Source organism: Synechococcus sp. 63AY4M2 (assembly GCF_002760475.1).
Taxonomy (GTDB): domain Bacteria; phylum Cyanobacteriota; class Cyanobacteriia; order Thermostichales; family Thermostichaceae; genus Thermostichus.
The window spans coordinates 1,920,252-1,940,239 of the sequence record NZ_AXUX01000001.1; the positions used below are offsets into that span (position 1 = coordinate 1,920,252).

Genomic DNA, 19,988 nt, shown 5'->3' on the forward strand with positions numbered 1-19,988 from the left:
ATTGCCATCACTTCCTGCCGATGTTGTTCCAAAATGCCCACTCGCTTGGTGCCTGCTTTCTTAGGGGCTAAATCTTGAGTTTGTTGGTACTGACGCACCCAGCGGTGTACTGTTCTTTTGGTCACCATGAAGCGTTTAGCTACCTGGCGGATGGAGGTGTTACCTGCCTGATAGGCTGCTACAACTCTTTGCCGCAAATCCAAAGAATGAGTCGGCATTCCTTTCTCTCCTTCCTCTTGAATACCTGTACCCTATTTTAAATTAAAAGGCTGTATCTTTTTTGGAGTTACCTATGTCTAAGCTGGACTTAAAAAATGCACCTGGACACCAGGTACTGGCTGCGGCAGGTAAAAAGGCACTTCGACCGGGGGGCTTTGGCGCTACCGAACGGCTCTTCAAGTTTGCCGAGTTCCGTCGAGGAGAAACTGTGCTGGAACTTGCCTCAGGCCTTGGCTACACGGCTATTCGATTGGCAAAGCGCTATGGCATACATGTTACCGGCATTGAGAAAAATCCAGATAACATTGCTCGCACTCGCGCTAATGTTTCTGCAGCAGGGCTAGCCGGCCAAGTTGAGATCCTCGAGGGCGATATCTTTCACCTAGATCAAATCGATCAGAAATTTGACTATGTCTTGGCGGAAGCTATTTTAACAATGCAGTCCGATGCAGGAAAATCTAAGATTTTGTCAGGGATTTACAATTGCCTCAAGCCAGGGGGTAAGTTCCTCAGCCATGAGCTGCGAGTTGAGGGATCCAACAGCGACGCTATCCGCAAGGAGTTATCCTCCGTAATCCATGTCAATGCCAATCCTTTATCTACTGACAGCTGGCTTGCAACTGTTCAGCAAGCAAATCTTACGGTTGTCCAGTATGCCACCGGCCCCTTAACTTTGCTCAATCCCGTTGCTATTGCTACAGAGGAAGGATTGCCGACGCTCTTAACTATGGTGTGGAATGTGCTTACACGTCCTGTAATCCGGCAGCGGATCTTATCTATGAAGCAAATCTTTAGCCGATATCGAAATAACCTAGGCTACATCATACTGATCGCCAAGAAGGAGGCTTAATGATGTCTCTTGTCTCCCCTGAGTCACCTTTTTTGCAGCTCAAAGATCACATTGCTTATTCTGTGGAAGGAGTTCTCAGCAAGATCATTTGGAAAAGTGAAGTCTGCCAACATACTCTTTTCTGTATGGCGGGAGGCACAAGTATTTCCGAGCATACCTCCACAAGGGACGCTACTCTCCACGTCATTGAAGGAACTGGAGTCTTAACCCTTGCAGGTGAGAAGATCTCTCTATCTCCGGGCATATTTGTCTTAATTTCGGCAAATGTTCCCCATGAGTTAGAAGCCACTGCTGACCTTGCTTTTGTTCTGACTTTATCAAAGGCAAGTTAAGAACGCCGCCTTTTACTCAGCCAGCCGCTTAACATCGCCAAAGCAAACATTCCCAGCAAAGCAAAGCCCAGCAGCCACCTTCCCTGCTCTAGGATCCCTGCCCCCAGAGCCACTACTGGGGGTGTAGAGACGGCAATGCCCAAAGCTAGGGCGAGAAGAAAGTTCTGCCATTTTATTTGGGTTAGGCCGGCGGCGTAGGCGACAAAGTCGAATAGGCCCGTCATTAAAAAACCAGCTGTAAGAAAAATATTGTTTTCCAGATAGTTAGCTGAAAGGGCATCGACTTTGTACATCCATTGTCGCCCAACTACTCGCTGTACTAGGTCTCTACCAAACTTTCTGGCTAGGTAGAAGTTAAGTGTACAAGAGATAAAATCAGCAATTGCAATGTAAAGGATTCCCGATCCAAATCCAAAGAGGGCTCCTGCCAAGATGGAGTAAAGGGTGCTGGGTATGGCAGGAATAATAATACTCAGGGAGCGTAATCCAATCAGGGCAAGGGGTGCCCAGGGGCCTAGTTTTGCTATAAATTCTCGAGTTGCCTCTGGATCTAAGCGACGGGCCAGCAAGATGGCAGCTAACAGGACAACAAGCAACAACAGCAGTGAGAGGATGTCTTTCCTTTTTCTGGAATTGATTTTGCTGCTAGAGGACAAATCCTCTGAGGGGGTAGGGGACGATCCTACTGACTCGCCATCTGCTGACTTGTCAAAGGTAGTGCCGGGCGGATAATAGAGTTCATCCTTCAGGATCCAACCTGTTTTCTGTTGCAGATAGGCATGTGTGCTCAAGCCCAGACGCTTTGCCTCGGTGGCAACAGCCTTGTAGTCTAAGCCCAATAGCTCGCAGAGCTCTTTTTGTCGAATACCAGAAGGTGGCTGCATAGGGCAAAAGATCTCTACTTTCTCTGCTAGATGCTTAAGGTTTCCGAGGGATGCTCGAAGTAGGCATGATTTTCATAAGGCTTGTTTTGCTAGTGTAGAAGGTGTCATGTATTTTGCTTTTTAGAGGTTGATAATGATCTTGTGTATTGGCGATGTTCTTAGTTTAGCAGAATTGCAACAGATTCTGTCCCTCATAGCCGATGCTGAATTTGTGGATGGTGCTCTGACGGCAGGCTGGAATGCCAGGCTTGTCAAAAACAATAGGCAAATGCCAAAGGGATCCCTTCAGCAACGGAAGATAGAGGAGATTATCTTGGCAGCTCTAGAGCGTAATTTGTTGTTCCAGATGGCTGCCCGGCCCAAGCTCATTCATTCCATTTTAATTAGCTGCTACGAAGCGGGAATGTCCTATGGCACTCATACCGACGATGCGCTGATGCTCGATCGGCATCAGCTGATGCGCACGGATATTTCCTTTACGCTATTTCTAAGTGCCCCTGAAGACTATGATGGCGGTGAGCTGAAGATCGAGAGTAGCGAGGGGGAGCAAGCCTACAAGCTGCCGGCGGGTGCTTTGATCCTCTATCCTGCTTCCACCTTGCACCGAGTTGAGCCTGTAACCCGTGGGATCCGCTATGCTGCCGTCAGTTGGGTTCAAAGCCTAATTAGGGATCCGCAAGAACGCGAGATCCTCTTTGATTTACAGACTGTGCGGCAGCAGATGTTTCAGGAATCGGGCAAGACACGCCACTTTGATTTGATCTCCAAAGTTTACGCGAACCTGCTGCGGAAATGGGCAGAGCTCTAGAGGGATCGAAGAAAATAGAGCAGGGCTTCTCTGTCTTCAGCAGCCATATTTTTAAAGATCTCGCGGGAGCGTTCAGCTTCTCCCCCATGCCAGAGAATGGCCTCCTCGAGGCTGCGGGCGCGGCCATCGTGCAAATAGCCGGAGGAGGGCAGAACTGTCTGCGACAAGCCGATGCCCCACAAAGGGGGGGTGCGCCATTCTCGGCCCGTGGCCTCGAAGTCAGCGCGGCCATCTGCTAGTCCTTCGCCCATGTCATGCAACAGCAAATCGGTGTAGGGGTGGATGACTTGGTTGGCCAGGGCAGGGATCTCATGAATGCCGGTTTGTAGCTCTGGTCGGTGACACTTGGCGCATTGGGCTTGGACGAAGAGCTTTTCCCCTCGCTGAACTTGGGGATCCTGCCAAAGGGCGCGGCCAGGCACGGCCAGGGTTTGCACGTAAACGGTTGTCGCTTGGAGAGTGGCCTCGTCGATATCTTGGCTGCCATCCGCGGCCGGAAAAAGAGGATTCGTGACACCCATGTCGTTGGCGTAGGCGGCCGCAGCTTGTTGCCTGAGGTTGGGGGTATTGGCTTTCCAACCAAACCGTCCCAGCACCAGACGCTGCTGCTCTTGATCCCAAACCAAGTTGGGGCGGCCAGAGATGCCATCCCCATCGGCGTCGTCAGGATCGGCTGCTGCCAGGATCCTAGAAGCGGGAACGGCCTCCAGTAGGCCCGCTCCAAACACCGGCTGGGGGATCCGCAGGGAGATGAGGACAGGATCGATGGGCGATCCCTCCAGAGTTAACAGCTTTACAACAGGAGAACGCAGCCTGTAGGGAGTTCCGTCGGCGTACTCTCTGGTCTGCTCTACCCAGTGCAACTCCACCTTGGCCTCTGGCCGATAGCCCCGAACGGCCTTTTCTTGAACCTGCGTGCCGATGCCGGCCACAGGGGGAGTGTTGCTATGAGGAGCAATGGCCTCCCATCCAAAAGGCTGGGGATCCCCGCTTCTATCCAGGGATCCAACCTGGCTGACTCTGACGACCCGCTGCCCCTTGTCAGGAAAACCTCGGCCGTTTTTAACATGACAACCGGCGCAGGAGTTGTTGTTGAACAGAGGCCCAAGGCCGGGGTTAACAGGCGCCGGAGCGGTGACGAAGCGAGCCTCAAAGGCGATGTCCCCCAGGGCATGCAACCTGGCCCAGCGGGGATCCAAGTTGGGAGCCGGCTGCTCGTAGGCTGTTGAGGTGCGGTTCCAAAGGGTTGTTTCGCCACCCGCTCGAGGGGGCAATGGCTGGGATCCCTCTGGGGCAGCGGGGAAAGCCAGAAAGCTCGCCGCCCAAAGAGAGGCCAATCCCAGCATGAAAATCTGGAGAAGACGACGCATCGGCTATCAAAATATCGGCAACTCAGCTCTTTTGGGACTTTCTTACTACTGCAGGAGCGGCACAACTTCCTGAGCAAAGCTGTCGAAAGCGTCTTCAATTTTTTCCATAGCGGCAGTAATAGATCCACGGGCATTGGCATCGCAAAGGCTTTTTTCGATAGGGGCAGGGATCCCCTGGAGAGCCGCCGCCGCTGCTTGTAACTCCGACTGAATTTGACTATCCAAATTGGGATTGATGTCCCGGACAAATTGGCTCAGGCCACGACCTTTTCTATCTCTAAATCCGCCCAAGTAAGCATACTGAACGCTGCGCACATTGGCCTGGAACTCCGGCAGCGAATGGTGGGCAAAGCGACTTTCCAGCAGAAAAGGATTTTGCTGGGCGAAGGCTTCGCCAATTTTGACCTTGCCCAGCTCGTCCAACATGCCGAGAATACCTTGGGCTATTTCTTCAGCAGCAGCTTGCAGCGTGAGATAACTCTTGCTGCCCTCGCCGGCTTTTACCCATTCTTCGCGAAAAGCAGGCAGCCCTTGCACTCCCTCTGTCCAGCTTTTGAGCAGCTTTGCCGCCGTATCCGCCAAAACTGGGCCAAGGGCAGCCAAGTACTCCCGATCCCGCTCGGTAAAGTCTTGCAAAGACTTGTTGTTATCCACGCCAAAGAGCAAGAAGGCCACGGCATGAAATCCCTTTTGCCCGCTTTCCAACTCGGCCACGGTCTCTGGAGTGAGGGGATCGCCGCTGTTGAGAACTTCCAGCACCTCCACCTCGTTCAGGGGCCATTCGTCCAAATCCGCATCCAGCCCCAAATAAGCCGCCGGCCCAAAGGCAAAAGCCTCGCTCTCCTCCCAAGTGATGCGGGCAACAGACCAAGCCTGGCGAGCCGCTTGCAAAGTCTGGGCATTGGGATCTTGCACGAAGGCCTGGATGGCCTGAGACAGGGCCTGGGTATCGGCGACCAACTGCTCATAGGCAGGGATCACCACCTGATCGGCAAAGTCGAGCAAAATCTGCCGATCCTGAAACCGCTGCTCAGGAGAGAGCACAACGGCTGGCCGGCCAGAGCCTGCCCCTTCTTCCCCACCCTCGCCGCCGCCATCCACCGGGATAGGCCGACACTCCGGGTTCATTTGAGCTGCCTGCTGAGGCGAAGCCTGGCTCAGGGCCGGTGGATCCCCGCCGCCCGCAGCCGAGGGATCCTTTTGGGTTTCCCCGCAAGCGGCCCCGCTGACCAGAACATAAAGCCCTATCCCCGTCCACAGCTTCAGATACCTCGACATCTCCTCCGACTCCTTTGCCCTCGACTTGGCCAACTTTGGCTTGATTGTAATCCAGCTATTGCGACTCAATCTTAAGAAGGGAGAGATTTTTATCACCGGCTGCCACCGGATCGCCCGGCTCGTCCCTCTGCGGGCCAGCTTCCATCTGCAGCTTCCCCAGGTGGGGCTATGGGCGGATACAAGTCCGACTCTTAACAAAACTTAACTCTAAAGACATTGATATTTGTTTGCAAGAAGCCTAGAGTAGGTCACAGCTCGCTGTTGAGATTTACTCTCAACAGTTGGTTACGTGTCTCGAAAGGATGTGTCCGTGCGGCCAGAGGCGGGCCTGGGGCAAGGTCTCTGGCCTTTTCCTAGAAAAGCTTGTTTAGAAACGCAAGAGGAGCGGAGATGACAGCGACGACACTCAAGCAAGAAGGGGGATCTAGCTCGCAACAACAGATCCCGTGGTGGGCGGGCAACGCCCGTTTGACCGATCTTTCTGGCCGGCTGCTGGGGGCGCATGTGGCCCATGCCGGGCTGATCGTTCTCTGGGCAGGGGCGATGACCCTGATCGAGTTGGCCAAGTTTGACCCCAGCCGACCGATGTATGAGCAGGGGCTGATTCTCTTGCCCCACCTGGCCAGCTTGGGGCTGGGGGTGGGATCCGGCGGGGAAGTCCTGGATACGGATATCTACTTTGCGGTGGGAGCAATCCACCTCATCAGCTCTGCCTTTTTGGGGTTTGGCGGCATTTTTCATGCCCTGCGCGGGCCGGCGGTGCTGGATCCCAAAGCCTTTCCCCTGTTTAGCTACGACTGGCAAGACAAAAACAAGATGACCACCATCCTAGGGATCCACCTGGTGCTGCTGGGATTGGGAGCCTGGCTTTTGGTGCTCAAGGCAGTGGTGTTTGGCGGCTTGTTCGACCCGGTGGCAGGAGAGGTGCGCCTGGTGTCTCCCAACTGGAACCCCTTTGGCCACCTGTTGGGCATAGAAGGGCGCCACTGGATCGCCGGGGTGGACACTTTAGAAGACGTGGTGGGCGGCCACCTCTGGCTGGGCTTGCTCCTGGTGGCAGGTGGGGTTTGGCATATCGCGACCAAGCCTTTTGCCTGGGCAGAACGGATTTTTATCTGGTCTGGGGAAGCTTATCTTTCCTACAGCTTGGGAGCTTTGGCCTTGATGGGATTTATTGCCGCCTATTTCGTTGCCGTTAACCCAGTGGTCTATCCCGAAGTTTTCTATGGGCCGCTGCTGCAGGTGGGCTTGGATCGCTATCCCTTCTTTGAGCAAGGGGGAGCTCTCACGTCTAGGGTTTGGCTGGCCAATGCCCACTTTTGGCTGGCCTTTTTCTTCCTTCAGGGCCACCTTTTCCATGCCCTGAAAGCCCGAGGATTCAATTTCCGTACCGGCAGAGTAGAGCTCGCTGCACAGCAGGCCTAACGGCACGCTGAAGGCATTGACTATCTAGCCATCTGATTTTGAGCTTCGCACTTGCAGTTTCGAGGTAGGAGCAATGGCAAAAATAGGTCTATTTTTCGGCACTCAAACCGGAAATACCGAAAGAGCTGCCGAGATGATTCAAAAAGAGCTGGGCGAAGACAATGTAGATTTAATTGACATTGCCGAGGCCAGCATTGAGGACTTTGAGAAGTACGACTACTTAATCATCGGCTGTCCAACTTGGAATATTGGGGAGCTTCAGGCTGATTGGGATGGTTTTTTCCCAAATTTGGATGAGATCGATTTTTCCGGTAAGACGGTAGCCTATTTTGGAGTTGGGGATCAGTTGGGCTATCCCGACAACTTTCAAGATGCCATGGGGATCCTGGCCCAAAAAATTGCCGAGCGCGGCGGAAAAAACGTCGGCTTCTGGCCTACAGAAGGCTACGAGTTCAATGAGTCCAAGGGAGTGGTTAACGGCGAGTTTGTCGGCCTTGCTCTGGATGAAGACAATCAGCCGGAGCTGACGGAAAAACGAATTAAAGAGTGGACGGCCAAACTCAAAACACTCTTCAATCTGTAATCTCAAACTCGGCTTCTTAGCTTGTTGTGGATACTGTGGGAGTTTGTCATGACTGGCGCAGTTCTATCTTCATCGCCTACCTCTGCTGAGGGATCCCCTCAGGTGAGCTGGCTGGCGGGCAATGCTCGCTTGGTGAATCTGTCCGGAAAGCTGCTGGGGGCCCACGTGGCCCATGCGGGGTTGATCATGCTGTGGGCCGGCGGCATGACTTTGTTTGAGGTGGCCCACTGGGATCCAAATCAACCTATGTACAGCCAGGGGCTGATTTTGTTGCCCCATCTGGCCAGCTTGGGCATCGGCGTCAACGCAGAAGGGGTGGTTACGGATCCCTATCCCTTTTTTGTCGTGGGCGTTCTGCACCTAATTGCCTCGGCAGTGCTGGGGGCAGGAGGGATCTTCCATGCCCTTTTGGGACCAGAGGTGCTGAGCAAGGGGAAAACCTTTGCCGAGTTTTTCGGCTACGACTGGGAAGACGACGACAAGATGACCACCATCCTCGGCATCCACCTGCTGCTGCTGGGGCTGGGTGCATGGCTGCTGGTGGCCAAGGCTCTCTTTTGGGGAGGGCTGTACGATGCTCAACTGGGCCGCGTGCGCGTAGTTACGGATCCCACCCTCAATCCGCTGCGGATCTTTGCCTACCTGACGCCGCTCATGGGCCAGCAGGGCATGGCCGCCGTGAACAATCTGGAAGATCTGGTGGGAGGGCACATCTATGTCGGCCTGCTCTGTGTGCTGGGGGGATGGTGGCACATAGCCACACGGCCCTTTGCCTGGGCCAAGCAAGTCTTGATCTACTCGGGCGAAGCCTACCTCTCCTACAGCCTGGGGGCCCTGGCCTACATGGGCATCTTGGCGGCCTATTTTGTCAGCGTCAACGAGATCGCCTATCCGGTGGCTTTCTACGGGCCGCTGGGGCTGGCTGCCGACGAGATGGGTGTGGTGAGCAGCCGCACCTGGTTGGCCACAGCCCACTTTGTCTTGGGGATCCTGTTTTTGGCGGGGCACATCTGGCATGCCATCCGGGCGCGGGCGGCAGCCAGCGGCTTTGACTTCCAGCGCGGGGGCTGGGTGCGAGCCACAGATCCCCAGGTGGGCAACTTGGACACGCCGGTAAACCAGGGCGATCTCACCCTGCTGCTGCTGCAAAACCTGCCCATCTACCGGGAGGGCTTGTCGCCTTTCCTGCGCGGTTTGGAGATCGGCATGGCCCATGGGTACTTCCTGGTGGGGCCGTTTTACAAGTTGAGTCCGCTGCGGAATTCGGAGCAGGCCCTGACGGCAGGGACGCTGGCGACCATCGGCCTGGTGCTGATCCTGACGGTTTGTCTCTCCATTTACGGACGGGTGTCCTTTCCTCGCTCGCGGCTGGTGGCAGTGGTCAATACCCCCTACGGCGAGGTGGCCTATCCGACGCCGGGCGTGCAACTGATGGCCGAATCGCAGGGATCCCCTCAGCCGGTGCGCGTGCCGGCAGGCTCTGAGGATTTGCCGGAAAACTTGCGCACCCGCGCCGGTTGGAGCCAGTTGGCCGGAGGGTTTCTGGTGGGCGGCGTTGGCGGTGCCCTGTTTGCCTACATGCTCCTGGGCAGCGGCGATGTGGTAGCCCAGATTTTGCCGGGGCTGTAAAGGAGGGTTGAGGCTTCTCAAAGCAGGGAGGGGAGATCCTCATCCCCTCCTCTCTGTCGAGATCTGGCTCTACCTTTTGCCTGCCGGCTTCTGGATCCGATAACCCTTTTTTATGAAGCTTTTGTCAGCCAGCAACTTTAATCTTTCGACCGTCGAAATGAGATGGCTAAAATGAGCTTAGGTTCCGCTTCTGCGCCTTCTTTTGAAGCACTTTATTTGGGCGTTTCTCCCAGTCTAAAGCTTTTCGATCGGCCTCTGTTGGGATCCCTGGGAAAATGTTTCCGTGTAGCCTACTGGGAGTATCACCAAACCCAGGATGAGCCCTGTAGTTTGGAGACAGTCGTGACGCTGCTATACGAATACCTAAAAGCTTGGGATCGACCGGTACATCTCATCGGCCACGGCTTGAGCGGGGTGGTTGCCTATCTTTTTGCCTACTATTACCCCCAGCGGATACGGTCTCTAACCCTGCTGGCTGTAGGCAGTCAGCCTGCCGCCACCTGGCATGCCCATTTCTACGTGCAACGAAAAATGTTTTGCTGTAGCCGAGAACAGCTCCTGGTGCGTATAGCTCAGAGCCTTCTGCCAGCTTCAGAACAGTGGCGAGCGCGCTCACTCTCCCGCGCCCTGGCTAAAGATTTAGACACTTCCCCCATACCTCATTCCCTATTTCAGGTGGTAGCGATTCCAGCCCAGAAAGTGCCGGTGCCGATGTTGGTTTGCGCCAGCGAGGATGATCCCATTGTGGATCCTGCTTCGCTGGAGCAGTGGGGAAACTACTTAAAGCCAGGGGATCAAATGTGGTTTTGTCCTGGGGGGCGACACTTTTTTCACTATTCTTTTCCAAGTTTGGTCAACTTGAAAATCATGGATTTCTGGCAAAAGCTGCAGCAATTGCAGACCAGCCTTGCCTGAAAGACTGGCCTTTGTCCTTAGCTCAACTGCGAGTTTTGTCAGCAACCCCCAACCCCCGCAGATTGCTGGTGGCTCTAACCCTCCAAACAGACAGAAAGAGCTCTCATGCCATAGGGATCTCATCGCCGCCCACAGCGCCCCCAGAGAGACGGCGTCCACCCGGCTCCCCGCTAGAAGTAAAATGGGAGGGGTCGAGCCGGGCTTAAGCGGGGGATCCGCGACTAGGTTCGACAAGCTGCTCTTTCCCATCGACAACTCGCGCGAGACCAGCCACGCCTTGCCCTTGGTGGCAGACCTAGCGCAGCGCTGCAAAAGTCGGGTGTACTTGCTCTCGGTACTGGACAACATGGAGCTTGACGCGGAGCGAGCAGAACAAGCCCGGCAGAACATTCAGAACCTGCCCAAACAGACGGAGCTGGGCCTGCAGTAAATCGGCATCAACAGCGTCAAGAGCGAGTATCGCGAGGGAAAAGTACCCTTCGTCATCTGCGACGTGGCGGACGAGCTGGAGATCAGCCTGATCGTGATGGGATCCCGCAGCCTCAGCCTGTCTGCCGAGGGGCAGAACAACTCCGTCAGCCACCGCCTCATCGACCTTGCTCCCTGCCCGGTGCTGGTCGTGCCCTGAGAAAAGGGATCCCGGTCAGCGTGATCCTGTAGAGTACCCTAGGGCGGGGTCTTGCCAAGTCCAAACAATGTTGCCTTGTGTAACAGCACGGCTGTCACTGTTTGTCTTCTCTAAAAGTCTGCAGTACAACGAAGAGCAAGATACAGCTTTGTCCGACTTCGGGGGAGGTCTGTAGAATCAGCAGGATCCCGGCATACGCACATCTGTATTAACTTCAGAAAGTGTGGCCGGAAGAAGCTGTGAGCCTCATTACCAGCAACAGCCGGTCAGTTCCCTTCCGAGAATCGTCATGGAAAGTCGTGGTTACAACAAGGCCTCCCAGAAGACTTTTGAGGTGATGCGGCATTTCGCAGAAACCTACGCCAAACGTACCGACACTTTTTTCTGCTCTGATCCTACGATTACGACAGCGGTGATCGAGGGCTTGGCTCTGCACAAAGAGCAATTGGGCGCTCCGCTCTGCCCCTGTCGTTTTTATGAAGACAAAGAGGCGGAAGTGAAAGCCGGCTATTGGAACTGCCCCTGTGTACCCATGCGGGAGCGAAAGGAATGCCACTGTATGCTCTTTTTAACTCCAGATAACCCCTTCGCCGGCACCAGCCAAACCCTAGAGGAGGTGCCCCTAGAGTACCAGGCGAAATAGTCGGCAATGCGTCTGTCTCTGGGTTGAGCGACAAAGACCAGTATAATCGGGAAATAGTTGAGTGGTTGATAGTCGCACGAGGAGGAAACTCTTTTTATGACTCCCTCACTGGCTAATTTTCTCTGGAGCTTGGTGTACGGCGCAGTGGTGCTGGGGCTTCTCTTCGGCGCCATCGTCTTCGTCAGCCAAAGAGATAGGGTGCGTCGTCGCTGATCCCTCTGCTCGCGCTGATGCTCTACTTCTTTGCTGTTGTTGCTGAGTGGAAAGAGACTCGGGTGCTAAGGTTTGCTCTGGTAGGCAACTGCCAGGGTGCTTTGTCCACCTGTCAGGGATCCAGCCGGGTTGAGTGACAACCGGATCGACGTGCTTGGCGCCGTTGTTGCTAACGCTCACAAAAAAGGATAGCTTGGTAGCCCCGCACTTGAGTGCGGGGCGGAAAAGCCCGCTAGCCACTTTAGTCGCTTACCCATGATGGGGGTCGTTGATATAGTTTCATAGCTCAAACAACCTCTTCCTGACTTCTCCCACCAACACCTTTTTCCTTCTCTTTGGCCAAAAAATGAGATGAACAACCGCTAGCCCCACACCATGGTTGTAGTGATTGTACCGTTGACTTTCCTCTCGCACTATCGCTTGCCCATGTCAGACTGCGGTTGTCATGCCGCTTGCCAACAATGATGGAGTACGGCTGTCAGCAGGTTATAGTCAGGAACAGAGAGCTAGTCCCCCTATTAGTGTGTCAACAGTCTAATAAGCAACTGTGCTTTGTACTATGCGAGACAAGTCTATTTCAAAACGAAGCGATGGGCAAGCTATGGTGAGCTTTGCGCTGAGATGGGGAGAACCCAAAGCAAGCACTTCATCGCAATGTATGTTTCCGCCGCGCAACAGACCTGCAAGTCTGTAGCTGAAGTGGGTCTATGCCAAGCCTGCTCGACCTCAATCGCTGGATCCGAGAAAAGCTTTAGCAATTGACCACGGAGTCAACAACTGGCTTACGTGCGTTAGCAACTTAGGACATAGCTTCATCATTGGTGGCCGCAAAGTCAAGTCCTTTAACCAGGGGTACAACAAGGAGCTGGCTAGGCTCAAGACTCACAAACTGCCGGGGTTTTGATTGCAAAAGCTTGGTCGAATTACGGAAAAAAGAAACCGGCGGATGCGGGATGCAATCCACAAAGCTGCGCGCAAGGTCATTGACTTCTGTTTACACCACTCAATTGGGAGAATCGTCTTTGGTTGGAACAAAGAACAAAAACAAGAATGCGGCTTTAACCAAAACTTTGTTTTCATTCCAACAGGTCGGTTCAAGGAGCGTATTGCGCAATTATGTCAGCATTATGGCATGGAGTTTATTGAGGTAGAGGAGGCGTACAGCTCGCAGGCAAGCTTCCTAGATGGAGATGAGCTACCTAATTATGGTGAAAAACCCGACGGGTGGAGACCCTCTGGGCTGAGGCGAATGCTGCCGCCAACCTGCTTAAGAAAGTCAGCAGAACCTTGGGGCTTTGCCTTCAGGAACTGTCTAGAGGCGCTTTGACAACGCCGTTACGGGTTCTTTTGTGGACTGCGTAAGAATCCCCCGCCTTTAGGCGGTGGGAGTGTCAATCTTGATCTCCACATAGCAGCAGGGATCCCCACTGCCGGCAAAGGTCATCGGGATCCCTCCTTCAAAGGCGGTCATCACGTAGGCTTCCAGCTTGCCCACCTGTTTGGCCAGAGCAGCAGAGAGCGACTTGAGCAGCGCCTCTACAGCGGCAGGTTCCGGCTTTAGAGGCGTTTGCAACTTGATCAAGGGCATAGGCACTGCTTTTTGTCGACAAGTTGATCTTGCCGTTGCCGGCTTGTTTTTTGCGGGATCCCCCTGTGGTAGCTTAGCTGCAGAGTTCCGCCGATCCCCATGGAGCAGAGGAAGCCGGTCAGTTCTGAGCCTAACCACCCCACTCGAGCTGAGGCAGGGCCGCAGGAGGTGCGAACCGAGGCTGCTCCTGCCCCTGTCGGCCCTTACAGCCAGGGCATTGCCGCTGCGGGGCCATTTCTATTCGCCGCCGGACAGGTGGGCCTGGATCCCAAAACCGGCAAGCTGGCGGGGGAAGATGTTGCCTCGCAAACTCGGCAGGCGCTGCTGAACCTGAAAGCCGTGCTGGAAGCAGGGGGAACAAGCTTGGCCAATGTGGTGAAGACCACCGTTTTTTTGGCGGATATGAAAGACTTTGCCGCCATGAACGCGGTTTATCGAGAGTTTTTTGCCGCCGATCCGGCACCGGCCCGCTCTTGCGTGCAGGTGGCTGGCCTGCCCTTGAATGCCTTGGTGGAAATCGAGGCGGTGGCCTGCTACCGATAGCGGCGGTTAAAAGCTGCAACTCTTCAACCCCCAGATCCAGAATGTTGGCCATCTGGGCTGGGGCGACCGTTTTCCTCGGGTGCGGATCCCGGCAAGTCGGGCACCGGGTCGTAGCCTCCCGGGTGCCAAGGGTGGCAGCGGCAGAGGCGGCGGATCCCCAGCCAACTGCCTCGGATGGCACCGTAGCGCCGCACGGCTTCCAGGGTGTACTGGGAGCAGGTGGGGTAGTAGCGGCAGGCAGGCGGTAGCAGAGGGGAGATGGCCACCTGGTAGCCTCGAATCAGGGCAACTAAACCGCGAGTCAAGGGATCCGACCGTTCCGCCATAGGCCAGCGTACAAAAAGGCCATTTCCAGGCTAACGTCTGCCCTCCTGCGCAGCTCCAGACAAGAGGTTAAGATCCAAAAAGTCACCACCCAAATATACATTTCGTAATACTTCTGTTCGGGGATGCCGTGGAGACGGCTTTGCTCCTCGGCATGGTTGTAAGAGTTTCATCAGGAGTGGGCGTGAGGGCATTTGGGCGGCTACAGCCAGCACAGCGGCGCAACTTGGGCATTTTGTTCGTGGCCGGGCTGCTCTTTTGGGCCAGTCTGTCTGCGCTGTTGCCCACGCTGCCGCTCTACGTCCGGGATGTGGGCGGCACCAGCCAAGAGGTGGGCTTGGTGATGGGGGCCTTCTCGATTGGGCTGCTGGCTTTTCGTCCTTGGCTGGGGCGGCTGGCGGATGGCCACAGTCGGCGCATTGTGTTGCTCATCGGCATGGGCGCGGCGGGGATGGCGCCTTTGGGGTACTGGCTTTGGGATTGGATCCCGTGGATAGCGCTGGTACGGGCCTTTCATGGGATCAGCATCGCCGCTTTTGCCACCGCCTACGTTACTTTGGTGGCGGATTTTGCCCCGGAAGAAAAACGCGGCGAGATCTTGGGCTACATGAGCTTGGTCAATCCCATGGGTGTAGCCATCGGCCCTGCTTTGGGCGGTTTTTTGCAGGAGCTGGCCGGTTATGGCCCTCTGTTTCTCTTCGCCGCTTTGCTGGGGTTGGTGGGCTTTTTCTGTACCCAATTGGTTCGAGAGCAGCGCCGTGGGGATTGGGGATCCCTGCCCTCGGATGGGGCGTTTTGGGGCCTTGTGCTCAGCCCGAAGGTGTGCTCTCTCGCCGGGGTCATGTTGTTGGTTGGCCTGGCCTTTGGCACCCAGACCACGTTTGTGGCTCTGTTGATCCAAGAGGCCGGAGTTCCCCTGAATCCAGGTCTTTTTTATACGGCGGTGGCCCTGTCCAGCTTCGGCGTGCGCCTGCTGGCTGGTCGCGCTTCCGACCGCTACGGGCGGGGGCCGTTCATCTCGCTCAGCCTGGCCACCTATGCTCTGGCGATGGGGATCCTGAGGGTTGCCGACAGCGCTGCGGCTTTTCTCGCCGCCGGGATCGTGGTGGGGTCGGGTTTTGGCACCTTGATCCCGCTGATCTCCGCCCTGGTGGCGGATCGCTCTGAGCCGGCGGAGCGCGGTCGCCTGTTTAGCTTGGTGATGTGTGGCTTTGACTTGGGCATTGGGCTGGCGGGGCCGATCCTGGGCACGCTGGCGGGGGGGTTCGGGTATCGGGCCATGTTTGGCTACGCCGCCCTTCTGGCGTTGGCTTCCTTGGGCTCTTTTCTCTGCTTCTCCAACGGGCGACCGGGATCCTCCCTGCGCTTTGCCTTGGGCCTGGAAACCGATCGGTTTCGACAGCCAGATCCTGTCCCTTCGGAACAGCCCCAGCCGTCCCCTCCCCTGCCAACGGGATCCCGTCCTGCCCTCTAGGCACCCTGATTTTTGTCCCCAAGTCCGATTTGCCCTATCCTAGGCTGGGGTTGCTGTACAAAAAAGAACTCTGGGCAGATGGGAGCACGGGGTTGGCTTGCCCTCCTGGGATCCCTGCTGGTGGGCGCCTTAGGGGGATGGATCGAGAGCGCTTGGGGGGTAACGGTGCGGGTGGCCTTGGCCGATGCCACCGCCCCTTTGGTGGTGGGGGTTTCTCTCCCTGCCCAACTGACCAATAGCCGCCAAGAGGTGCTGGCCGAGTTGCCCCCCATGCAAGGGTTTCTGGCCCAGCCCGGCCCTCAGGGGGTGCGCCTGCAGGGGGTGGTCAGCCCGGTGTTGTTCATCGAGCCGCAAGCGGGTGGCCTGGTGGCGGTGGATGGCCGCTGGTATTCTGGCAAAGTGCTCCTGACCGGCTACAACCGCTTGCTGGCCATCAATTACGTGGATCTGGAAGACTACGTGGCCGGCGTGGTGGAAGCCGAGATGGGATCCCGCTTTCTGCCCGAGGCCCTCAAGGCCCAGGCGGTGGCAGCCCGCACCTATGTTCTTCACCACCGCAATTCCCGCGGCTGGTTTGACGTGTTTAGCGACACCCGCTCCCAGGTGTATCGGGGTCTGTCGCAGCGCTCGGCAGCCGCCCTAGCAGCAACACACGCCACCCGCGGCATCGTCATGGTGTATGGGGGGCAATTCGTGAATGCCATGTATAGCGCCAGCGCCGGCAGCCAAACCGTCGGGGTGAGCGGGATCCCTTACCTAAAAAGCCTGCCGGATTTTAGCCCCTATCCCAAGTACGGGCATGGCATCGGCATGAGCCAGTGGGGCGCCCAAGAATTGGCCCGCCGGGGCTGGACTTACCGCCAAATCTTGGCCTACTACTACCCCGGCGTCAGGTTTGGCCGGTTGCCGGATTGACCTACTCCCCCTTGCTCTGGGTTGCCAGGGGTGCCCATCTCCCCAGGTTGCCCTTCAGCCGCAAACGGGCCGGGTTCACCCTTGGCCGGCTTCTTCTGGTTAAGACCGGAGTGGACCTAAATAGGGCAGCCACAACTTTGCCCAAGAGCTTTTGTGGGCATGCCGATCCCGGCCTAGGGGACAAAACTGGCGGGCTGAGAAGCAGCAACCCAGACCACGCAATCTCCCCTCACCTCCAACCAGCCACCCCCTGGGTAGTCGGGGCTGCGGCTGCGGCGGCCTGCTTTCAGGAGCCGGATCCCGGCTTCCACCTGCTCAAAAGTCGGGTGATGGGGCAGCAGCAGCGACAAGAATTGGAACATCACCTGCCGCTGCAGAGCCAGGGGCGCAGCCCGCAAGGGATCCCGTCGCAGCCCCGGCAAAGCCGGCTCGTACACCTGCAACCATAGTTGGGCGGCTTGCGCCACCACCAGCTCATGCTCTGCCTGCAACAGCGTGGCCGCCCGATTCAAAGCCGCTTCCAGTTGCGGGTTAAAGTGCTGCTTGAGATAGGGCATCACCTCTAGGCGAAGGCGGTTGCGGCCATGAGCCAAATCCTGGTTGCTGCGATCCGGCCAGACCGGCAACTGGTATTGTCGGCAGAACTCTTCCGTTTCCCAGCGGGAAAGGCCCAGCAGGGGACGCACCAACCAAGCGGAGGTGGGATCCCGCTCGTCCAAACGCCGTTGCCAATCTAGGCTGACCAGGCCGGCAGCCCCCGTGCCCCGCAGCAGGTTCCACAAAAACGTCTCCGCCCGGTCGCTGGCCGTGTGCCCCGTGGCCACCGCCTCGCAGCTCCAGGTGCGCGCCCATTTGTCCAGTTGCTGGTAGCGCCAAGCCCTGGCCCCCGCCTCATCCCAGCGGATGGGATCGGCAGTCTCAACGGCGTGGGGCAGGCCCTGCTGTTGCAGCCATCCCTGCAAAAACTGGGCACACGCCGTCTCATCGGCTGACCAACGGTGATCGCAGTGCAAAACAAAGATCTGCCACCGCCAGCGCGGCTGCAAATCCCGCAAGATCTGGAGCAGGGAAAAAGAATCTTGTCCGCCGGAAAAAGCTACCAGCAGCCGCTGGCCGGGGCGAAGCAGTTGCCGCTCGCGAATGGCACACTGAACCCGCAAGTGAAGAGGAGAAAGCCTGGCCACAGTTGGCTATTGCTCGGGGGCAACCCAGACCTGGGATCCCTCAGGCAAGGGCCCGAGTGAGATGCGAGGCCACCGTCTGCACAGCCGCAATGCTCCGCTCGTAGGCCATGCGAGTCGGCCCCAGCAAGGTGACCGTCCCCAGCGGCGCCGAGCGGCGGCGATAAACTGAGGCGATGACCGTGCAGTGGTGCAGCGATTCCAGCGGGTTCTCGCTGCCAATGTAGATGATCACGGGAACGTTGTGGGATGGATCCTGATCTGCGGTGCTGGAGGATGCCTTCTCCCTGGCCGACGGGGCCGAGAGAGCCGCTTCGCTCGTGAACAGGCAACCTGGCGTGGAATAGAGCCCGATCATCCCCTGCAGCTGCTCGGATCCCTCTTCGAGCAACTGGGCCACCGCCTGCATCCGCTGAGCCTGGGAAAACTCCGGCTGCCGCATCAGCTCCGTCATGCCCGCGCTGAACACCTGTCCTAGAGAGGGCCGCAGGTAGCGTTGGACTACCGAGCGCAGCAGTTGCTGCAGCCAATGGCTGTAAGCGCGAAACTCCTCATCCAGCTTCAACCAGCTCAGATCCTGCAGCTCGGCAAAAGTCTTGCCCCGCAATTTCAGGGTGAGGAAGTTGCTCAGTAGCTGCAGTTCATCTTCCAGATCCTCGCGCCGATCGTCAGGCCAATCCGGTGGGCTGACCAAGGCCGAGTGGGTTTGATAGGAATCCGTAACCACCAGCACCATTACCCGCCCCGGCCCCACCGACAACAACTGCACGTGGTGAACGGCTACCACCGGCCCCTGGGGAGGGGTGATGAGGGCGATGCAACCGCTCAAGTGGGCCAAAAGCTGTGCCACCCTCTGTAGGAAGCTATCGAGGTCGTCCCCCAGCTCACGGTTGAGCTGATCCAGCAACTGCTGCAGCGCAGGATGGGGCTCCGGCTGGGGAGCATCGTTCGGGATCCCATCCATGTTGGCGGAGCTCAACAGATCGTTCACATAGACCCGATAGCCAAAGTCAGAAGGGATCCGACCGGCAGAGGTGTGAGGCTGGAACAGCAACCCAACCTGCTCCAGCGTGGCCAAGTCGTTGCGAATGGTAGCCGTGCTGACTCCGAGGTTGTAGGACTGGGCCAAGGTTTTGGAGCCGACAGGTTCTGCCGTGGCAATATACCTGCGCACCGTTGCCCACAGGATCTTCCGTTGTCTAGGAGTCAGTTCGAGTTTCATGGCTGCTCAAAAGAACCCAATCAACACCTGCTAAGGGGAATTAGCCAATGGATCTCAGGTCAACCAAGCTAGGGCTAAATGAGGATCAGATAAACTTTTACTTCTCTCTTTAACTTTATTGTTACCCTTTCATCTTGGGTTGCAGGCGCGGAAAATTGCAACAGCAGAGGTGGAAAGAGGTGGAGGCTCTTGGTTTGGCGAGAAAAGCGGAGCTCCCTGTAGCCTCTGCATCCTTATTTTTGCCCAAAGGGGGTACTAAAGTGTTAAGTCAACTCTAGGCTAAGTGAGCCTGCTGCTGCCTGTTCTGTATCGTTTTGTATCTTTCGAGGTCGCTCCATGTACTTGTCCCCCCAGGAGGTTGCTCTACCTGGCCGTCCAGCTAGCTCGGGATCGGCGGCAGTGGGGCCTCCAACTCAATTACCCCAAGACGGTGACCTACCTGAGCGCAGCTATCTTGGAGGGGCGCGGGAAGGGAAAACCGTTGCTCAGGTGATGAGCGAAGGTCTGACGTGGCTGAGCCGAGAGGACGTGATGCCAGGGATCCCGGAAATTCAAGTAGAGGCCACCTTTCCCGACGAAACCAAGCTGTTAACCATCCGCTAGCTGCTTTCTAAGGATCCCCCAAAGACCCAGAGACTTTAGGAGGTTGTCCATCAGAACCTCCGGGGTACTCCCGCCACAGCGCAGCTTGGCGGGATGGAGGATAGGCGGTGAGACGAAGGGGTTCAATGCCCCTGAGTCTCACAATCTGGGCGTTGCCTGCTGCTCGACATACTTCTTCAACTCCTCAACAGTGACCCCACCACAAGAGGCAACAAAATAGGTCCCTGTCCAAAATACAGGCTTGCTGTAGAACCGTGCCACCTCTGTGGCGAACTCTTTGCGAATCAACCGGCTGGAGACTGTTTTCAGGTTGTTCACCAGCTTCGAGACCTGAACATCCGGCGGAAAACTCACCAACAGA

General features: G+C 56.5%; 23 protein-coding genes and 4 pseudogenes. 17 read left to right on the forward strand and 10 right to left on the reverse strand.

Annotated elements, in window-relative coordinates; all coding sequences use genetic code 11:
* Positions 1–218: helix-turn-helix domain-containing protein (locus tag SYN63AY4M2_RS08515; RefSeq protein WP_143597140.1), on the reverse strand; the 218-nt coding region annotated here is incomplete at its 3' end.
* Positions 219–292: 74 nt separating this feature from the next.
* On the opposite strand from SYN63AY4M2_RS08515, the gene SYN63AY4M2_RS08520 reads away from it, so the two are divergent.
* Together SYN63AY4M2_RS08520 and SYN63AY4M2_RS08525 are read left to right on the forward strand one after the other, a co-directional pair.
* On the forward strand, positions 293–1,069 hold the full coding sequence (locus SYN63AY4M2_RS08520) for a class I SAM-dependent methyltransferase (RefSeq protein WP_011431400.1): 777 nt from the start codon (positions 293–295) through the stop codon (positions 1,067–1,069).
* On the forward strand, positions 1,069–1,401 hold the full coding sequence (locus SYN63AY4M2_RS08525; protein ID WP_011433845.1) for a cupin domain-containing protein: 333 nt from the start codon (positions 1,069–1,071) through the stop codon (positions 1,399–1,401). The genes SYN63AY4M2_RS08520 and SYN63AY4M2_RS08525 overlap by 1 nt, the downstream gene beginning before the upstream one ends.
* On the opposite strand, the gene SYN63AY4M2_RS08530 is transcribed toward SYN63AY4M2_RS08525, so the two are convergent.
* Positions 1,398–2,285 (reverse strand): VTT domain-containing protein, encoded by an 888-nt coding sequence (locus tag SYN63AY4M2_RS08530; protein ID WP_228375352.1) that lies wholly within the window; start codon positions 2,283–2,285, stop codon positions 1,398–1,400. The two genes, SYN63AY4M2_RS08525 and SYN63AY4M2_RS08530, sit on opposite strands and share 4 nt — an antisense overlap.
* Before the next feature lie 133 nt (positions 2,286–2,418).
* Here SYN63AY4M2_RS08530 and SYN63AY4M2_RS08535 point away from each other — a divergent pair, with 133 nt between their 5' ends.
* A complete protein-coding gene (locus tag SYN63AY4M2_RS08535) occupies positions 2,419–3,093 on the forward strand; it encodes a Fe2+-dependent dioxygenase (protein WP_011431398.1) in 675 nt (224 codons plus the stop codon).
* Here SYN63AY4M2_RS08535 and SYN63AY4M2_RS08540 read toward each other — a convergent pair.
* Positions 3,090–4,463, reverse strand: a complete 1,374-nt coding sequence (locus tag SYN63AY4M2_RS08540) for a di-heme oxidoredictase family protein (protein ID WP_099884671.1) — start codon at positions 4,461–4,463, stop codon at positions 3,090–3,092. The genes SYN63AY4M2_RS08535 and SYN63AY4M2_RS08540 overlap by 4 nt on opposite strands.
* 45 nt (positions 4,464–4,508) lie before the next feature.
* A complete protein-coding gene (locus tag SYN63AY4M2_RS08545; RefSeq protein ID WP_011431396.1) occupies positions 4,509–5,741 on the reverse strand; it encodes an imelysin family protein in 1,233 nt (410 codons plus the stop codon).
* Between the two features lie 390 nt (positions 5,742–6,131).
* Here SYN63AY4M2_RS08545 and SYN63AY4M2_RS08555 point away from each other — a divergent pair, with 390 nt between their 5' ends.
* From SYN63AY4M2_RS08555 to SYN63AY4M2_RS08585, 8 genes and pseudogenes are all read left to right on the forward strand, one after another.
* Positions 6,132–7,166, forward strand: a complete 1,035-nt coding sequence (locus tag SYN63AY4M2_RS08555) for a chlorophyll a/b binding light-harvesting protein (RefSeq protein WP_011431394.1) — start codon at positions 6,132–6,134, stop codon at positions 7,164–7,166.
* 73 nt (positions 7,167–7,239) lie between these two features.
* On the forward strand, positions 7,240–7,749 hold the full coding sequence (gene fldA, locus SYN63AY4M2_RS08560; RefSeq protein WP_099887317.1) for a flavodoxin FldA: 510 nt from the start codon (positions 7,240–7,242) through the stop codon (positions 7,747–7,749).
* Between the two features lie 48 nt (positions 7,750–7,797).
* Positions 7,798–8,811 (forward strand): annotated as a pseudogene (locus SYN63AY4M2_RS14190) (chlorophyll a/b binding light-harvesting protein); the annotation flags it as partial.
* Positions 8,812–8,820: 9 nt separating this feature from the next.
* Positions 8,821–9,378, forward strand: a complete 558-nt coding sequence (locus SYN63AY4M2_RS14195) for a photosystem I reaction center subunit XI (protein WP_276307822.1) — start codon at positions 8,821–8,823, stop codon at positions 9,376–9,378.
* A gap of 216 nt (positions 9,379–9,594) precedes the next feature.
* Positions 9,595–10,293, forward strand: a complete 699-nt coding sequence (locus tag SYN63AY4M2_RS08570; RefSeq protein WP_240527943.1) for an alpha/beta hydrolase — start codon at positions 9,595–9,597, stop codon at positions 10,291–10,293.
* 181 nt (positions 10,294–10,474) lie between these two features.
* A pseudogene (locus SYN63AY4M2_RS14465) lies at positions 10,475–10,921 on the forward strand (universal stress protein).
* 289 nt (positions 10,922–11,210) lie between these two features.
* Positions 11,211–11,564 carry a ferredoxin-thioredoxin reductase catalytic domain-containing protein gene (locus SYN63AY4M2_RS08580; RefSeq protein WP_011431390.1) on the forward strand — a complete coding sequence of 118 codons (354 nt, stop codon included), beginning with the start codon at positions 11,211–11,213 and terminating at the stop codon, positions 11,562–11,564.
* 96 nt (positions 11,565–11,660) lie between these two features.
* The gene (locus SYN63AY4M2_RS08585; protein WP_011431389.1) at positions 11,661–11,777 is read left to right on the forward strand and encodes a photosystem II reaction center X protein; all 117 of its coding nucleotides are present in this window, start codon (positions 11,661–11,663) and stop codon (positions 11,775–11,777) included.
* Between the two features lie 282 nt (positions 11,778–12,059).
* Here the strand turns inward: SYN63AY4M2_RS08585 and SYN63AY4M2_RS08590 are convergent.
* Positions 12,060–12,191, reverse strand: a pseudogene (locus SYN63AY4M2_RS08590) (IS200/IS605 family transposase); the annotation flags it as partial.
* Positions 12,192–12,534: 343 nt separating this feature from the next.
* On the opposite strand from SYN63AY4M2_RS08590, the gene SYN63AY4M2_RS14470 reads away from it, so the two are divergent.
* Both SYN63AY4M2_RS14470 and SYN63AY4M2_RS13955 read left to right on the forward strand, forming a co-directional pair.
* On the forward strand, positions 12,535–12,681 hold the full coding sequence (locus tag SYN63AY4M2_RS14470; RefSeq protein WP_346426065.1) for a hypothetical protein: 147 nt from the start codon (positions 12,535–12,537) through the stop codon (positions 12,679–12,681).
* A gap of 42 nt (positions 12,682–12,723) precedes the next feature.
* Positions 12,724–13,104, forward strand: coding sequence for an IS200/IS605 family accessory protein TnpB-related protein (locus SYN63AY4M2_RS13955; protein WP_206337009.1), 381 nt, complete (start codon positions 12,724–12,726; stop codon positions 13,102–13,104).
* A gap of 48 nt (positions 13,105–13,152) precedes the next feature.
* Here the strand turns inward: SYN63AY4M2_RS13955 and SYN63AY4M2_RS08600 are convergent, their stop codons facing one another.
* Entirely contained in the window at positions 13,153–13,365 is a 213-nt protein-coding gene (locus SYN63AY4M2_RS08600) for a phenylpyruvate tautomerase MIF-related protein (protein ID WP_011431387.1), read from the reverse strand.
* A 99-nt stretch (positions 13,366–13,464) separates the two neighbouring features.
* Between SYN63AY4M2_RS08600 and SYN63AY4M2_RS08605 the strand changes: the two genes are divergently transcribed.
* Positions 13,465–13,908 (forward strand): RidA family protein, encoded by a 444-nt coding sequence (locus SYN63AY4M2_RS08605; protein WP_083759178.1) that lies wholly within the window; start codon positions 13,465–13,467, stop codon positions 13,906–13,908.
* Positions 13,909–13,931: 23 nt separating this feature from the next.
* Here SYN63AY4M2_RS08605 and yidD read toward each other — a convergent pair whose 3' ends face one another.
* Positions 13,932–14,213 (reverse strand): membrane protein insertion efficiency factor YidD, encoded by a 282-nt coding sequence (gene yidD, locus SYN63AY4M2_RS08610; protein ID WP_228375526.1) that lies wholly within the window; start codon positions 14,211–14,213, stop codon positions 13,932–13,934.
* Positions 14,214–14,416: 203 nt separating this feature from the next.
* On the opposite strand from yidD, the gene SYN63AY4M2_RS08615 reads away from it, so the two are divergent.
* Positions 14,417–15,706: an MFS transporter gene (locus SYN63AY4M2_RS08615; RefSeq protein ID WP_011431383.1), complete on the forward strand. Its 1,290-nt coding sequence runs from the start codon at positions 14,417–14,419 to the stop codon at positions 15,704–15,706.
* 78 nt (positions 15,707–15,784) lie between these two features.
* A complete protein-coding gene (locus tag SYN63AY4M2_RS08620; RefSeq protein ID WP_011431382.1) occupies positions 15,785–16,621 on the forward strand; it encodes a SpoIID/LytB domain-containing protein in 837 nt (278 codons plus the stop codon).
* A gap of 173 nt (positions 16,622–16,794) precedes the next feature.
* Here the strand turns inward: SYN63AY4M2_RS08620 and tilS are convergent, their stop codons facing one another.
* Both tilS and SYN63AY4M2_RS08630 read right to left on the reverse strand, forming a co-directional pair.
* Positions 16,795–17,805, reverse strand: a complete 1,011-nt coding sequence (gene tilS, locus SYN63AY4M2_RS08625) for a tRNA lysidine(34) synthetase TilS (protein WP_011431381.1) — start codon at positions 17,803–17,805, stop codon at positions 16,795–16,797.
* Positions 17,806–17,845: 40 nt separating this feature from the next.
* Complete coding sequence (locus SYN63AY4M2_RS08630) at positions 17,846–19,024, reverse strand: heat-inducible transcriptional repressor HrcA (RefSeq protein ID WP_011431380.1); 1,179 nt, start codon at positions 19,022–19,024, stop codon at positions 17,846–17,848.
* Positions 19,025–19,360: 336 nt separating this feature from the next.
* Between SYN63AY4M2_RS08630 and ureA the strand changes: the two are divergent.
* A pseudogene (ureA, locus tag SYN63AY4M2_RS08635) lies at positions 19,361–19,627 on the forward strand (urease subunit gamma).
* Positions 19,628–19,765: 138 nt separating this feature from the next.
* Here ureA and tnpA read toward each other — a convergent pair.
* Positions 19,766–19,988: IS200/IS605 family transposase (tnpA, locus tag SYN63AY4M2_RS08640; protein ID WP_143597435.1), on the reverse strand; the 223-nt coding region annotated here is incomplete at its 5' end.

Coding starts and splice junctions, on each gene's coding strand:
- SYN63AY4M2_RS08545 (WP_011431396.1), bottom strand. CDS start 5,741: ATGTCGAGGTATCTGAAGCTGTGGACGGGGATAGGGCTTTATGTTCTG.
- SYN63AY4M2_RS08630 (WP_011431380.1), bottom strand. CDS start 19,024: ATGAAACTCGAACTGACTCCTAGACAACGGAAGATCCTGTGGGCAACG.
- SYN63AY4M2_RS08585 (WP_011431389.1), top strand. CDS start 11,661: ATGACTCCCTCACTGGCTAATTTTCTCTGGAGCTTGGTGTACGGCGCA.
- SYN63AY4M2_RS08520 (WP_011431400.1), top strand. CDS start 293: ATGTCTAAGCTGGACTTAAAAAATGCACCTGGACACCAGGTACTGGCT.
- SYN63AY4M2_RS08600 (WP_011431387.1), bottom strand. CDS start 13,365: ATGCCCTTGATCAAGTTGCAAACGCCTCTAAAGCCGGAACCTGCCGCT.
- SYN63AY4M2_RS08535 (WP_011431398.1), top strand. CDS start 2,419: ATGATCTTGTGTATTGGCGATGTTCTTAGTTTAGCAGAATTGCAACAG.
- SYN63AY4M2_RS13955 (WP_206337009.1), top strand. CDS start 12,724: ATGCGGGATGCAATCCACAAAGCTGCGCGCAAGGTCATTGACTTCTGT.
- fldA (WP_099887317.1), top strand. CDS start 7,240: ATGGCAAAAATAGGTCTATTTTTCGGCACTCAAACCGGAAATACCGAA.
- SYN63AY4M2_RS08605 (WP_083759178.1), top strand. CDS start 13,465: ATGGAGCAGAGGAAGCCGGTCAGTTCTGAGCCTAACCACCCCACTCGA.
- SYN63AY4M2_RS08530 (WP_228375352.1), bottom strand. CDS start 2,285: ATGCAGCCACCTTCTGGTATTCGACAAAAAGAGCTCTGCGAGCTATTG.
- SYN63AY4M2_RS08540 (WP_099884671.1), bottom strand. CDS start 4,463: ATGCGTCGTCTTCTCCAGATTTTCATGCTGGGATTGGCCTCTCTTTGG.
- SYN63AY4M2_RS08555 (WP_011431394.1), top strand. CDS start 6,132: ATGACAGCGACGACACTCAAGCAAGAAGGGGGATCTAGCTCGCAACAA.
- SYN63AY4M2_RS08525 (WP_011433845.1), top strand. CDS start 1,069: ATGATGTCTCTTGTCTCCCCTGAGTCACCTTTTTTGCAGCTCAAAGAT.
- SYN63AY4M2_RS08620 (WP_011431382.1), top strand. CDS start 15,785: ATGGGAGCACGGGGTTGGCTTGCCCTCCTGGGATCCCTGCTGGTGGGC.
- SYN63AY4M2_RS08580 (WP_011431390.1), top strand. CDS start 11,211: ATGGAAAGTCGTGGTTACAACAAGGCCTCCCAGAAGACTTTTGAGGTG.